Source organism: Nocardiopsis sp. MG754419 (assembly GCF_018207095.1).
Lineage (GTDB): Bacteria > Actinomycetota > Actinomycetes > Streptosporangiales > Streptosporangiaceae > Nocardiopsis.
In genome coordinates this window covers 12,823-27,113 of the sequence record NZ_QOCZ01000025.1, presented here as the reverse complement: position 1 = coordinate 27,113, position 14,291 = coordinate 12,823, and the positions used below count along the sequence as shown (strand labels likewise).

Below are 14,291 nucleotides of genomic sequence, written 5' to 3'. Positions count from 1 at the left end.
CGCCCCGTCGAGGGTTCCGGGCGAGGGGCACGAGCTGAGTGAGGGAACAGGTGACTGACAGGAGCGGCACGTCCGCGACCGCCACGGGCGGTTTCGGGGTGAGCGGTGTGACCGGCCCGGCGCGCGCGGCCAACGCCGCACGGACCGCGGTGGTGTGGGACGCGCTGTCCCGCCTGCTGGCCCGCCTGTCCGAGGACGGTCCTCTGGAGATCGTCGACGCGGGCGGGGGCACCGGGGGCGTCGCGGTCCCGCTCGCCGAACTGGGTCATCGTGTCACCGTCGTCGAGCCCAGCCCGGACTCGCTGGCCGCCCTGGAGCGCCGCGCCGCGGAGAGCGGTGTGACGGTGCGCGGGGTCCAGGGGGAGACCCGCGACCTGGCGTCCCTGTTCCCCGAGGGCGGCGCCGATCTGGTGCTGGTGCACAACGTCCTGGAGTACGTCGACGACCCGGCCGCCGCGTTGGCGGACGTCGTCGGCATCACCCGGCCCGGGGGCGCGGTGAGCCTGTTGGCGACCAACGCGGTCGCCGGGGCCCTCCACCGCGCCCTGGCCGGGCACATCACCGAGGCACACCACCTGCTGTCGGACGCCGACGGGCGGTGGGGCGAGAACGACCCCATGCCGCGGCGGTTCACCCGGCAGCGGCTCGTGGAGCTCATCGGTCGGGCCGGGCTGACCGACGCGAGCGTCCGCGGGGTGCGCGTGTTCGCCGACGTCCTGCCCGGGCACGCCTGGGAGGGCGACGCGCAGGCCGGCCACCACCTGGTGGAGTTGGAGAAGGCCGCCGCCGAGCACCCCGAACTGCTGGGGATCGCCACCCAACTGCACGTCATCGCCCACCGGGGCTGACCCCGCGCCCCGCCCCGGCCCCGACCCTCGTGGCCCGGCCGGGTCGGGGGCGCCGGGAGTGGACGGGCACGACCTCGGAACAGGACATAACCTGGGCGTATGAGCCGACGTCAGCTGGAGCGCGGAGCCGCTCTGCGAGGTGTGGTGACCCGGGACGGTATCGTCCCGCTCGACTCCGGTTTCCCGGTGGACGGCTCCGGGCCGGACGCCGACTGCGACATCCTGCATCTGGACATGGACGCGTTCTTCGCCAGCGTCGAACAACTGCGCCGTCCCGAAGCGCGCGGCCGACCGGTGATCGTGGGCGGCACGGGGCCGCGCAGCGTCGTCTCCTCCGCCGACTACATCGCCCGTCGTCACGGGGTGCACTCGGCCATGCCGATGGCCCAGGCGATGCGCCTGTGCCCGCAGGCCCTGGTCTATCCGCCCGACGGCACGGCGTACCGGCGGGTGTCCGAAGCGGTCATGGACATCCTGAGGTCGGTCACGCCCCTCGTGCAGCCGCTGTCGTTGGACGAGGCCTTCCTGGACGTGTCCGGTGCGCGTCGCCGACTGGGCGGTCCCGCCCGCATCGCCGCGATGATCCGCGAACGGGTCCGCCGGGAGCAGAGCCTGACCTGTTCGGTGGGGGTGGCCGCCACCCGGTTCATCGCCAAACTCGGTTCCACGCACTGCAAACCGGACGGCCTGTTGGTGGTGCCCACCGACGCGGTCCACGGTTTCCTCGACCCCCTGCCCGTGGGCGCTCTGCCGGGGGTGGGCGACAAGACCGAACGTGTGCTGAGCCGGCTGGGGCTGCGCACCGTCGGAGCGTTGGCCCGCACCGACCCCGAACTCCTGCGCATGGAACTGGGGGACAAGGCCGGCGCGCGCCTCGCCGAACTCGCCCGGGGGCACGACCCCAGCCGTGTGGTGGTGGACACACCCGACAAGAGCGTCGGGGCCGAGGAGACCTTCGCCGAGGACGTCGACGACCCGGACGCGATCGACCGTGAACTGCTGCGTCTGTCCGAAAAGGTGGCGCGTCGCCTGCGCTCCTCGGGTCAGGTGGGGCGCACGGTGAGCATCAAACTCCGTCGGGCCGACTTCTCCACGATCACCCGCTCACGCACGCTCCCCGAGGCCACCGACGTGGCTCGGGAGATCAGTGCCGTGGCGCGCGAACTCCACGCCGCGTCCGGCCTCCAGGGGTCCCCCCTGAGGCTGGTCGGGGTGCGCGTGGAGGGCGTGACCGAGGAAGGGCGGCATCATCGTCAATTGGCCTTGGGGGAGGAGGATTCTGGTTGGCGGGACGTTGAACGGGTTATGGACCGTGTAACGGCACGTTTCGGGCCAGGCGCGATACAGTCGGCTGTACTGGCCAAGCGTGACGAAAACGACGTATGATGCGGCAACTTCCGAGGCACTCTGAGCGTTCTCAGGGTAGGACCGGAGTTCAGGGTAAGAAGAGAGGCATGGAAGCCGGTGTTTCCTCTACAGGGCGGGGGTATCGTGGCCGTGGTGGGCCAGGTACACACGCAGCTTTTCTTTCCACCAGGCGCTAGCGCCCCGTATTCTGGGCATACCACTGACCAAGAGACTGTTCATCAGTACCCGTCACCCCAACCGGGGACTGCCGTAGGGAGGCGCCGTGCCGCTCTCTGAACACGAGCAGCGCATGCTCGACCAGATCGAGCGGGCGCTGTACGCCGAGGACCCGAAGTTCGCCAACACCGTTCGGCAGACGAACCCCTCGGTGCATTACAAGCGCTGGATCATCAGGGCCGGAGCCGGTTTCATCACCGGTATCGTGCTCTTGCTACTGGGCCTGCTGTTGAGCAACCCGGACACCTCCATGGTGCTGCCGGTGTCCATCAGTGTCCTCGGATTCGTCTTGATGCTGGCCTCGTTCCTCATGGGGGCCAACGCCTGGCGCAAGGCCGCGGGTGGCGGTGCCGAGATGGCCGCCGAGGAACCCGCGCCCAAGCGGCGCAAGGGTGACAAGCGGCCCGGGATGATGAACCGTATCGAGGAGCGCTGGCGCCGCCGGCAACAAGGCGACGAGCAGTAGCCGACCGGCGGGATCCGCCCGACACCGGCCGGCCGCTCCTGGAGTGCACGAGAGTTCGTGACCGTGGGGCCCGTGGACGACCATGATCGGTCGCCCACGGGCCCCATCGTCATGTGTTGCGGTCGTCGACCCGCCGACGTGGTGCCGGCCCGGGCACGGGTCGCGCCCGGAGCGCACGTCCCCGGCGTGGCCCGAGCCCCGTCTTCGACGCTCCTCGCGGCGGGGGAGCGTGATCGCGGGGTCCGACCGGTCTCGGTCGGACCCCGCGATCACGTGCGTCCACCCCGCGGTGGCGGGCCTCAGGGCAGCGTCAGGAGCGGCTTCGCCGCGACCCTGGGACGTCGCCAGGGGGCCAGCGACGGTGGCAGCAGCAGGGCGCGCCACCGCCATCCGGCCGTGGCCGCGCCGATCAGTGCCGCACGGGCGGTGTCCAGATCGCCCGCGAGACCCGGAACGGTACGTGGCTCGGGTGCGTACCGGGCGGCCTCCTCGGCCAGGGCCAGGCGCCACAGCGCGTTCCGGGCCTCCTCCGAGAGCCCTGTGGCTCCCATGGAGGACAGGCGTCCGGCGGCGGTCCGGGGGGTCTCACCGAGGTCCCAGGTCGTCCCCAGGTCCAGACAGGTGTCGCGCAGCTCCCGCCAGGCGGCGTGCGCCGCCGTGGGGCCGCCCGCGGCCACCGCGGATCGCCGGACCCCACGGAGCAGGGCCCGGATCAGCGCCGGCAGGGCCGCCGACAACAGCAGCACCAGACCGATCCCCACCCCGGCGGGCCATGTGGGCGATTCCCGCGCACCGGCCCCGGCCCCCGTGTCCTCGGTCGCGCCGGCGGCCTCGTCGGAACCCTGGTCGGGCGAGGCTCCCGTGTCCGGAGCGGGGGAGGAGTCCGCATCCGGCGACGCACTGGGTTCGGGGGCCTCGGCCGACTCCGACTCGGGCACCACGTCGTCCTGACGGTCGTCCTCACCCGCGCTGTAGTCGGGCCGGGAGGCGGTGCCCTGGCCCCCGGCGGGGTCGGACGGTGTGGGCTCGAACCGCACCCACCCCGATCCCTCGAAGTACAGCTCGGGCCAGGCGTGCGCGTCGCGCGCGGCCACGGTCCATCGGTCCTCACCACTGGGCCGACCGGCGGTGTAGCCGACCGCGACCCGTGCGGGGATCCCGGCCTGCCGGGCCATGACCGCCATCGCACCGGCGTACTGCTCGCAGTAGCCGATCCGGTCCTCGAAGAGGAAGTGCGTGAGCGGGTCGGAACCCTCGGGCACCTGCGGCGGGCTCAGGTCGTAGGTGAAGGCGCCGCCGATGAAGAACTCCTGCAGGGCCAGGGCGGCCTCGTACTCCGAGTCGGCGTCCTCGATCAGCGACGCGGTGAGCTCGCCCACCCGCGCGTCCAGGTCCCCCGGCAGGTCGAGCCGGTCGTCGTCCAGTGAACGGGGCGGCCCTGCGGACGCCAGGTCCTGCGACGCGGGGCGGTTCGCCGCCGAGGTCACCACGAAGTTGTAGCCGCTGGGCGGGGGCTCGGTCGTGAACACCATGAGGGTGCTCTCGTCCACGTACCAGTCACCGGAGATCTCCACCGACCGCGCCGGGTAGGGCAGTGGCAGGAAGTCCATGGGCGCGGTGTCGGAGTCCAGGGAGATCCTGGTGGTGACGAGGTCGTCCTCGGCGGGTTCGTCGTCCCGGCCGGGGGGCGGGGGCAGGTCACCGTCGGCCCCGTTGTCGCGACCCGCGTGCACCGGCGTCATCGTCCAGTTCTCGCCGTCGAACTCGTCGAGGACGAACGTGCGCAGGTACTCGGGATCCTCGTCGTCGGTGCGGTAGGTCAACACCGTCCGCTCGGAGGTGGCCCCGAGGTCCCGACGCAGCGACACCATCGGATGCGTGGTGGTCACCGAGTCGTTGCCGCCGAACCGGCTGTCGGCGGCCAGGGAGTAGAGGGCGTCCGTGCGCAGCGAGGGCACGACCTGTGGCAGCAACAGGGCGAGGGTGATCGCCAGGACCGCGACGGCGGCGGCCAGCCCCACCCGCCCGGCGACACCGTCGTAGCGCGCGTCGAGACGGGGACCGGAGGCGACGGGAGCCCCCCATTCCCGCCCGCGCGCCCACATGTCCACCGCCAGGAGGGCGAGGAAGCCGAGCGCGCTGATCGCGGCCGGCCCCCAGGACACCCCCGCGTCGTCGACGAACAGGGGCACCACCAGCAGGGCCAGCAGCAGGCCGCCCACCATGCCGGGGCAGCGCGCCGTCACGGCCAGGAAGTCCGCGGTCATCGCGAACACCATGAACGTCAGCGCGATGATCGCGTTCAACCCGGGAGTGGGCGAGACCGGCGGGGTGTCGCTGTCGATGGTGTGCATGCCCTGCTCGAACAGGGCCGCGGTGTGGTCGAGGGTCTCCAGCGTGGGAAGGAAGCCCAGGGCGGCCGTCTGGGGCGCGAACAGGGGCGCGTAGACCAGGACCACGGCGAACAGTTGCAGGAAGGGGACGGCCAGGGAGCCGTTGACCAGCGACCGGTACGCGGCGGACACGAGCGCGACCACCGTCATGAGGACGACGGCCGGCAGCCACCACTGGTCGCCGCGGACCAGACCGCTCAGCAGGGGCAGCGACGCCAGCATCGTGACCAGTGTGGCCAGGGGCATCAGCGCTCTCAACGCGGACCCTCCCAGGGGTTTCGGGTGCCCGCCGCGACGGGGCCGCCCTCGGGGGTGACGGCCTGGTCCCACAGTGGGGGCAGTTCGGTGGTGTCGGCCACGGGCAGGACCCGCCAGCCGTGGGCGGTCAACAGGTCGCCCGCACGCCGCAGGGCCTCGGAGTCGGGCCAGGCGGCGTGCGTGCACAACACCGCCACCCGGGTCGCGGATCCGCCCACCCGGGACAGGGCGGTGGCGCCCTCGGCGTCGATCGCGCCCAGGACCGCCACGACCAGACCCGACGCGGCACCGCGGGCGCCCTCCAGCGCACCGACGCCGCCGCCGAGTCCGTGGGCCTCGGAGGACTCCACCACGGCCAGCCCGTCCAGCACACCGGTGGCGTGCTCGGTGACCAGGCGGCCCCGTTCGGTGTGGAATCGCAGTTCGTGCCCGTGGTCGAGCACGTGCAGCGCGATGGACGCGGCCACGCTCACGGCGGTCTCCAGGGAGCCGTCCCGCTCCTCGCCGCTGTGGGCGACGGCACGGGTGTCCAACAGCACGGTGCTGCGTTCGCGCCGGTGCTGCTCGTCCCGGCGCACCATCAGTTCACCGTGTTTGGCGGTGGAACGCCAGTGCACACGGCGGAGTTCGTCACCGTGTCGGTAGGCGCGCGGGATCGGGTCCCGCTCGCCGACCCCGGTCACCGAACGCCGTGGGGAGTCCTCGCCCGGCGTGCCGTCGACGCGCCCCGGCTCGGACAGGGACACGAAGCGGGGTGTCACCAGCAGGGGCGTGGGCGCACCCAGTGGACGGTCGACCCGCACACAGCCCAGGGCGTCGAGCACGCTCACCCGGAGCGGCCCCACCGGGTAGCGGCCGCGGACCTCCGGGCGCACCAGGTAGGTGATGTCGCGGACCGCGCGCGGGCCCAGGTAGCCCAGCGTGTAGCGGGGCTCGTGGCCCAGGCGTACCGGCAGGCCGTCCTCCAACCGCACCCAACCCACGGGCCAGACGGGGGAGGAGTTGCCGACCCGGATCAGGACCTGGGTGTCGGTGCCGGCGGGGATCCGCCGGGGCCGCAGGTCACGGCTGTCGACGATCCGGCCGGCGGCGCCGATCAGGGTGAGCGCGCCGATCGCCGGTACCAGGACCAGGAGCAGTCCGACGCCGACGATCTCGCGTTGGCCGACGACGAGACCGCACACGAGTGCGACCGCGCCGAAGAACAGCATCAGGCCACCGCGGACGGTGAGGGTGCGTTGCGGGCGCATCGCCTGTCTCTCGATGGGGGTCGGGCGCTGCCGCGTAGGGTCAGCGGGGGCCGGGCACGGGCAGTCGGGCGACCAGCTGGGCCACGATCTGTTCGGCGCTCAGGCGTTCCATCTGGGCCTCGGGGCCGGGCAGGAGCCGGTGGGCCAGAACGGGGACGGCCAGTGCCTGCACGTCGTCGGGGACCACGTAGTGGCGGCCCTCCAACGCGGCGTGGGCGCGGGCCGCCCGCACCAGGTGCAGGGTGGCCCGGGGGGAGGCGCCCAGTTTGAGCTCGGGCGCGGTCCGGGTCGCGTTGACGAGGTCGACGATGTAGCGGCGCAGGCCGGGGGCCACGTGCACGTGCTGGACCCGCTCGACCAGGTCGCGGATCTCGCCGGCGTTGGTCACGGGCGCCAGGCTCTCCAGGGGGGAGCGCGACCCGTGCGAGTCGATCATGTCGAGTTCGGCCTGGGGCGAGGGGTAACCGACCGACACACGGGCCATGAAGCGGTCCCGCTGTGCCTCCGGCAGGGCGTAGGTGCCCTCCATGTCGCTCGGGTTCTGGGTGGCCACGACCATGAACGGTCGCTCCAGTGCCCGGGTCTCGCCGTCGACGCTGACCTGGCGCTCGGCCATGCATTCGAGCAGGGCCGACTGGGTCTTGGGCGAGGCGCGGTTGATCTCGTCGCCGAGGACGATGTTGGCGAACACCGGGCCGGGGTTGAACTCGAACTCGTTGCGGTCCTGGTGGTAGACGCTGACGCCGGTGATGTCGCTGGGCAACAGGTCCGGGGTGAACTGGACGCGTTGGACCGAGCAGTCCACGGCCCGTCCCAGGGCCTTGGCCAACATGGTCTTCCCCACTCCGGGGACGTCCTCGATGAGCAGGTGGCCCTCGGCGAGGAGGACGGTCAGCGCGATGCGCAGCACGTCGGGCTTGCCTTCGATGACCGTCTCGATCGCGTCGCGGACGCGGTCGGCGACGGCGGCGACGGTACCCACGTCCTCTTGGACGCCACCCCCGTGACCGTCGTGCTGTGTGCCGAGTGACACGAGACCCCTCCCGCTCCATATGCCCCGGTGTATCGATCCGAGGCTAGGCCCAATCAGACCCAATGCAAACCAAAGTGCCGGAATCGGCGGCCGCATGGGGGATCCCGATGCCGATGTGTCCCAAGGTCCCGAAACGTACCTCTGATCAGTGGTGTGGGCAGGGTCCACAAAAGTGGGACGGATGCGGGAAACCGGGCAAGGCGACCCTCGGGGCGGCACTCGGGCCGACCGTCGGGGACCGTGCCGCGGGTCGGCGTGGGACGCGCCTCGTCCCTGTGGTGGGGGAGTGGGGGGTGTTCCCGCGCCACGCTCGGCCCCCACCCGCGCCCCACTTCGGCACCACCCCTGTGACCTGTGAATTTATCGAACCTTCGGGCGATGCGCGCCGATTAACGCTGTTGACGGTGGGGAAGAGTGGAGTAAGGTGGAGCATCGTGGAGAGGGTGAATTCTCCACTTAGGGGGGTGAGGGGGGTGAGCGTGTGTTCCTCGGCACCCACACACCTCGCCTCGATCAGAAGGGACGGTTGTTCCTTCCCGCGAAGTACCGCGACGAACTGTCGGGGGGTGTGGTGATCACGAAGGGCCAAGAGCGTTGTCTCTACGTCTTTCCGACGGACGAGTTCGCTCGTCTCACCGCGTCCCTGCGCACGGCGCCGGTCACCGCCAAGGCGGTTCGCGACTACAGCCGGGTCCTCTTCGCCAGCGCGTCGGACCAGGCCTGCGACAAGCAGGGCAGGGTCACCATCCCGCCGAAACTGCGCGACTACGCGGGTTTGGACCGCGAGTGCGTCGTCATCGGCGCGAACACGCGTCTGGAGATCTGGGACTCCCCGGCCTGGTCGGAGTACGAGGCCGAGCAGGAGCAGGCGTTCGCGCAACTCTCGGAGGAGGTGCTGCCCGGGGTGCTGTGAGCGGGGCGGCCCTGCTTTCTCCGCCGCGCGGACGGCACGACGTCCATGCAATGCCGGGGCCGGTAACGGTCTTCGGACACGGTCGACACGAGCTGGCACGACTTCCCCGGTGCCAGGTCGTGATCGTTCGCCCCAGAGAAGGGTGGACAATGGCGGCCGTGTCCGAAGGCCCGCCGGTGACCTCCGGCCGAGCCACGCGAAGGACACCGTGACGCGCCCCCCGGGGCGACGTCACGGACTCAGGGGGAGACCGCGACAGCGTGGAGGAACAGCACCGCATGGGGGAGACCCGGCAGCACGACCGTCCCGAGGGGGACGACCGGCCACACCAGGACCACGACGACCTCGACGCCCGTATCAAAGCCGCCCGGGAAGGGCTCGCGCCCGAACACGTCCCGGTGATGCTCGACCGCATCGTCGAACTGCTCGCCCCCGCGCTCACGCGCCCGGGAGCCGTCCTCGTGGACGGCACGCTCGGCCTGGGGGGTCACTCCGAGGCCCTGCTCAAGGCCTGCCCCCGGATGCGGCTGGTCGGGGTGGACCGTGACACCACCGCGCTGGAGCGCAGCGCCGCGCGCCTGCGGCCCTACGCCGACCGCACCCACTTCGTGCACGCGGTCTACTCGGAGATCCCGCGCGCCCTGGACGAGGCCGGCCACACGCACGCCGACGCCGTCCTGCTCGACCTGGGCGTCTCCTCACCCCAGTTGGACGAGACCGACCGTGGTTTCGCCTACGCGCACGACGCGCCCCTGGACATGCGCATGGACCGCACCCAGGAGCTCACCGCCGAGCAGGTCGTCAACGACTACCCCGTCGGCGACCTCACCCGCGTCCTGCGCGCCTACGGCGAGGAGCGCTTCGCCCCGCGCGTGGCCAGGGCCATCGAACGCCGCCGCGCCCAGAGCCGCATCACCTCCACCCGCGATCTGGCGGAGCTGGTCCGTGAGGCCATCCCCGCCGCCACTCGGCGCACCGGTGGGCACCCCGCCAAACGCACGTTCCAAGGGCTGCGCATCGAGGTCAACGCCGAACTGTCCATCCTTCAGGAGACCCTGCCCGCCGCGCTCTCCCGGCTGGCCGTGGGCGGACGCATCGCGGTGCTGTCCTACCACTCCCTGGAGGACCGGATCACGAAGAAGGCGTTCGCCGCCCTCGCCACCGACACCACCCCCGCGGACCTTCCGGTCTCCCTCCCTGACCGCCGACCGGAACTGAAACTCCTCACCAGGGGTGCGGAACTCCCCACGGTCGAAGAGAACGAACGCAATCCGCGTGCACAATCCGCCCGATTTCGGGTAGCGGAACGTGTGCGCGAACCGTCGCGGCAGTAGGGAGAGCACATGAGCACGAAGACGGACACCCGCCGCACCACCAAGGGACGCGGGCGTACCGGGACCACCACGCGTCCCGCCGCGCCCCGACGTCCGGTGCGCGGCAAGGCCACCGCGGCGACGGTGCGACCCGGCGGCGCCGCCGGTACCGGGCGGGCGCCGAAGATCCCCTTCGTGCTGCTCATCCTCTGCCTGCTGGGCGCGGCCCTCATCAGCCTGCTGGTGCTGCGCAGCGTCGTGGCCCAGGAGGCCTACACCATCACCAGTCTCCAATCGGAGAATCGCGAGATGTCCTACGAGGAACAGAGGTTGGAGGAGTCCGTCGCCCACCTGGAGACCTCCGAGCGCATCGCTCAGGAGGCCGAGGAGATGGGGATGGAACCGGGCGACGCCCCGCTCTTCCTGGACGTGGACAACGGTGAGATCACCGGGGACGCCGGGAGCGATGATTGAGCACCCCTCGGGACCGACGCCCGCGTGACCCCCGCCGACCCGGAGCGACCAACCGCTCCGGGTCGCGGCCGAGCCAGGGTCCACAGAGGCGACCGAGCCGGCCCGCCCAGGGCGGTCGCGCCCGCGCCGGAGGTGGCGGCGGGGGCACGACGCGTCCGGTGCGGCCGGGCGGTGAACGACCGCCGCGTCGGTCGGGCGGCTCACCGCCCCCGCCGCTGCTGCGCCGTACCTTCCAACCCGGCGACCCCCGCAAGCGGATCAAGGTCGGCGGGGCCATCATCGTGGTGATCCTGCTGCTGTTCGCCGGTCGTCTCACCCAGATCCAGGGGATCGACGCCGACACCTACGCCGAGGCCGCGGCGAACCTGCGCATGCAGACCATCGACATCCCCACCCTGCGCGGGCAGATCACCGACGCCGACGGCAACCCCTTCGCGCTGTCGATGGAGGTCCGCACCGTCTTCGTCGACCCCGAGGAGGTCGCCGAGGACGAACGCGACCAGCTCGTCGACGAACTGGTCACCCGTTTCGACCTCGAAGAGGAGGAGGTCGCGGCGAAGGTCGACGCCACGCCCAGTCGGTACCAGGTGGTCGTGAACAAGGTCCCCCCGGGGGAGTGGCAGGAGCTGCGCGACCTGGGTCTGGCCGGTGTGGGCGCCGAGGTCGACTACGAGCGTGTCTACCCGGAGGAGACCGGCGCCGCCGACCTCGTCGGTTTCGTGGGTTCCGAAGGACACGGCCTGGAGGGACTGGAGGGCTACATGGACTCCACCCTGGCCGGTGAGGCCGGCAAACGGCAGGTCGAGGTCGGCCAGGACGGCACCCAGATCCCCATGGCCGGCGGTCTGGTGCGCGAACCGGAGGCCGGGCAGGACGTGCGGCTCACCCTCGACCGTGACCTGCAGTGGTACACGCAGCAGGCGCTGGCCGACCGCGTGGAGGAGCTGGACGCCGAGGCCGGCAGCGTCGTGGTCTCCAACAAGGAGGGGGAGATCTTGGCCATGGCCGACTACCCCACCTACTCGCAGACCGACATCGCCGACAGCGGGCCCGAGGAGTGGTCCAACGGTGCGGTGGCCTCCACCTTCGAGCCCGGAAGTACCAACAAGGTCATCACCGTGGCGGCCGCCCTGGAGGAGGGGGAGACCACTCCGGACACGGTCTACACGGTGCCCTACGCCCTCCAGTACTTCGATCAGACTTTCCGTAACTCCACGAACAACGGCACCCAGCGCCTCACCGTCAACGGGATCATGGCCGAGTCCAGCAACGTCGGCACCATCAAGATCGCCGACCAGGTGGGCGCCCCGGTCCTGCACCGGTACATGACCGACTTCGGTCTGGGACAGCCCACCGGCCTGGCCCTGCCGGGCGAGGAGGCCGGTGTGCTCACCGACCCCGACGACTGGTGGGGCACCCAGCTGCCGTCGGTGTCCATCGGGCACGGTCTGTCGGTCAACGCGGTGCAGATGGCCTCGGTGTACGCCACCATCGCCAACGGTGGAGTGCGGGTCGAGCCCAGCCTCATCTCCGGCACCGTCGACCCGGAGGGCGAGTTCACCCCGGCGGACACACCCGAGCGTGAGCGGGTCATCAGTCAGGAGACCGCCGAGCAGCTCCAGCTCATGCTGGAGGCGGTCACCAGTGACGAGGGCACCGCGCCCCAGGCCCGTATCGACGGCTACCGGGTGGCGGGCAAGACCGGTACCGCCAACCGGATCGACCCGGAGACGGGCCGCTACGACGAGGGCGGCTACACCGCCACCTTCGCCGGGTTCGCGCCCGCCGACGACCCGGAGCTGGTGGTGCAGGTGGTGCTGCACAACCCGCAGGGCACCTACTACGGAGGTGAGGCCGCGGGCCCGGTGTTCAACGACATCATGTCCTTCGCGCTGAAGACCTTCAAGGTGCCGCCGACGGACGAGGAGGCCCCGGCCATCCGGCTGAACGAGGACGAGGAGGGCGACGGCGGCGGCGAGGGTTAGGCCGCGTCCGGCGGGCACCCGTCCCGCCGCACGTCCCCCTCGGTGTCCCGTCACCTCTGGTGCGCAGGGGGAGGGGCGCGCCGGCACCTCCGGTGCGTCGCCCGCCACGGGCGGCCTCCACCGCGCACGTCGCGTGTCCCGATCCTCGGTGCCCGTGCCCCGGCCGGGGCACGGTCACCGAGGATCGGGTAGGGCCCCGCGGCGTCAGCGCCCGCCCCTCACGGTTCCACCCGAGGCGCCCCCGCACACCGCCGAGGGGCGGACCGGAACGCGCACCGTCGCCGCGGCGTCGAGCCCGGGGCGGGAGGACCGCCGAGGGGTCAGCGGTCGAGGGAATCGACGAAACGCGCCGACTCGTCATCGGTCATGCCGGTCTCGCGGGCGACCATCGTGACCGCCTCCGGACGACGATCCTGATCGAGTAGCTCCCGCACCCGGTCGGCGAGGCTGTTGCCGGGGTCCGGGGCGAAGGGGACGGGTCGTCCCGCCTCCATGTCCTCGACGAGGTTCTTGGCCTCGACCAGGCCCATGCCGGTACGCATCCGGACCACCTTGATGGCCTCGACCTTGCGTCCGTCCCGCAGAAGCGCCAGGGCCTCGTTGACCGTGTCCCGGTCGAGCGGCCTCTTCTCGGGCTCGGGTCCGAAGAGTCGACCGAGGAAACGCGCCATGATCCAGAGAACCTTTCCAGAAGGGAGAACAGGGACGTAACGCCCCGGATCCGCGTAGTGTACGCGCGAGCGCGCACGGCCCGCGGGCCGCCGGCGACCCCGTGATCGGTTCAGTCGGAACGGGCGTCCAGAGCCTCGCGCACGGCACGGACGTGCCCAGGACCGGTACGGCAGCACCCGCCCACCAGCACCGCACCCTCGTCGCACCACCCGGCCGCGGCGGCACCGAAACCCCCGACGTCGGTGGAACCGGTCCACACCCCGCGCCCGGCGTCCCACACCTCACCCGAGTTGGGGTAGGCCACCGCGGGCAGACCCGCCGAGGCCACCTCCCGGACCAGGCGCGGCACGTGCGACGGCGGGACACAGTTGACACCCACCGCCACGACGCGACCCTCCTCGTGCAGTGGGGCCAGCTCCGCGGCCACGTCCCGAAACGGGGTCCCGTCACTGATTCGGGTGTCATCGACGCACGAGAAGGAGAACCACGCGCGAACACCCGGTGTCTCGCCCACCAGTCGGGCCAACGCCCGCGCCTCCGTCACCGACGGCAGGGTCTCGCAGGCCACCAGATCCGCCCCGGCCCCCGCGAGGACCCGCCACCGTTCCCGGTGCCAGCGGTACAACCCGTCCTCGTCCAGGTCGTAGTCGCCCGTGTACTCCGATCCGTCCGCCAGGGACGCCCCGTAGGGGCCCACCCCCGCCGCGACCAGACCCGCGCCGAACGCGTCCCGCTCGGCCGTCGCCACCTCCACCGACCGCGCGATGAGCCCCAGGGCCTCGGTGCGGGAGTGACCGCGCGCGGTGAACGCGTCCACGCTCGCCTGGTACCCGGCGGCGATCGCCACGTCCGCGCCCGCCTCGAAGTAGTCACGGTGCACCCGTGCGATCAGCGACGGTTCCTCGGCCAGCAATCGCGCCGACCACAGGCCACCGCCCAGGTCGCGACCGTAGGCCTCCAACCGGGTCGCCAACCCGCCGTCCAGCACCAGCGGTGGTTCCGCCATCGCCGTCACCTCCCTCACCACATCCGCCCCGACCCGAAGGTGATCCCGGGCCTTCCCTTGACACCGAAACGCCCCCGACCTCAGCGTGGAAATTAC

12 protein-coding genes are annotated in these 14,291 nt (G+C 71.7%); 7 read left to right on the top strand and 5 right to left on the bottom strand.

Features of this window, described 5'->3' with window-relative positions:
• Positions 1-50 precede the first annotated feature (50 nt).
• The 3 genes from DSY14_RS07570 (at position 51) to DSY14_RS07560 (ending at position 2,898) form a co-directional block, all read left to right on the top strand.
• Positions 51-848, top strand: coding sequence for a methyltransferase domain-containing protein (locus DSY14_RS07570; RefSeq protein ID WP_211715751.1), 798 nt, complete (start codon positions 51-53; stop codon positions 846-848).
• Positions 849-947: 99 nt separating this feature from the next.
• On the top strand, positions 948-2,234 hold the full coding sequence (gene dinB, locus DSY14_RS07565) for a DNA polymerase IV (RefSeq protein ID WP_211715750.1): 1,287 nt from the start codon (positions 948-950) through the stop codon (positions 2,232-2,234).
• A 244-nt stretch (positions 2,235-2,478) separates the two neighbouring features.
• Complete coding sequence (locus tag DSY14_RS07560; RefSeq protein ID WP_211715749.1) at positions 2,479-2,898, top strand: DUF3040 domain-containing protein; 420 nt, start codon at positions 2,479-2,481, stop codon at positions 2,896-2,898.
• Between the two features lie 299 nt (positions 2,899-3,197).
• Here the strand turns inward: DSY14_RS07560 and DSY14_RS07555 are convergent, their stop codons facing one another.
• The 3 genes from DSY14_RS07555 to DSY14_RS07545 are packed head-to-tail and all read right to left on the bottom strand — an operon-like array spanning position 3,198 to position 7,832.
• Positions 3,198-5,537, bottom strand: a complete 2,340-nt coding sequence (locus tag DSY14_RS07555; RefSeq protein ID WP_211715789.1) for a DUF3488 and transglutaminase-like domain-containing protein — start codon at positions 5,535-5,537, stop codon at positions 3,198-3,200.
• 8 nt (positions 5,538-5,545) lie between these two features.
• Complete coding sequence (locus tag DSY14_RS07550) at positions 5,546-6,799, bottom strand: DUF58 domain-containing protein (protein WP_211715748.1); 1,254 nt, start codon at positions 6,797-6,799, stop codon at positions 5,546-5,548.
• A 40-nt stretch (positions 6,800-6,839) separates the two neighbouring features.
• Positions 6,840-7,832 (bottom strand): MoxR family ATPase, encoded by a 993-nt coding sequence (locus DSY14_RS07545; protein ID WP_211715747.1) that lies wholly within the window; start codon positions 7,830-7,832, stop codon positions 6,840-6,842.
• A gap of 481 nt (positions 7,833-8,313) precedes the next feature.
• On the opposite strand from DSY14_RS07545, the gene mraZ reads away from it, so the two are divergent.
• The 4 genes from mraZ (at position 8,314) to DSY14_RS07525 (ending at position 12,517) form a co-directional block, all read left to right on the top strand.
• Positions 8,314-8,745, top strand: a complete 432-nt coding sequence (gene mraZ, locus DSY14_RS07540; protein ID WP_211715746.1) for a division/cell wall cluster transcriptional repressor MraZ — start codon at positions 8,314-8,316, stop codon at positions 8,743-8,745.
• A gap of 278 nt (positions 8,746-9,023) precedes the next feature.
• A complete protein-coding gene (rsmH, locus tag DSY14_RS07535; protein WP_211715788.1) occupies positions 9,024-10,079 on the top strand; it encodes a 16S rRNA (cytosine(1402)-N(4))-methyltransferase RsmH in 1,056 nt (351 codons plus the stop codon).
• 9 nt (positions 10,080-10,088) lie between these two features.
• On the top strand, positions 10,089-10,532 hold the full coding sequence (locus DSY14_RS07530; protein WP_211715745.1) for a hypothetical protein: 444 nt from the start codon (positions 10,089-10,091) through the stop codon (positions 10,530-10,532).
• Positions 10,529-12,517, top strand: coding sequence for a penicillin-binding protein 2 (locus tag DSY14_RS07525; protein ID WP_211715744.1), 1,989 nt, complete (start codon positions 10,529-10,531; stop codon positions 12,515-12,517). The genes DSY14_RS07530 and DSY14_RS07525 overlap by 4 nt, the downstream gene beginning before the upstream one ends.
• A 320-nt stretch (positions 12,518-12,837) precedes the next feature.
• On the opposite strand, the gene DSY14_RS07520 is transcribed toward DSY14_RS07525, so the two are convergent.
• Both DSY14_RS07520 and mmuM read right to left on the bottom strand, forming a co-directional pair.
• Entirely contained in the window at positions 12,838-13,188 is a 351-nt protein-coding gene (locus tag DSY14_RS07520) for a ribosomal protein L7/L12 (RefSeq protein ID WP_211715743.1), read from the bottom strand.
• 110 nt (positions 13,189-13,298) lie between these two features.
• Positions 13,299-14,195, bottom strand: a complete 897-nt coding sequence (gene mmuM, locus DSY14_RS07515; RefSeq protein WP_211715742.1) for a homocysteine S-methyltransferase — start codon at positions 14,193-14,195, stop codon at positions 13,299-13,301.
• Positions 14,196-14,291 lie beyond the last annotated feature (96 nt).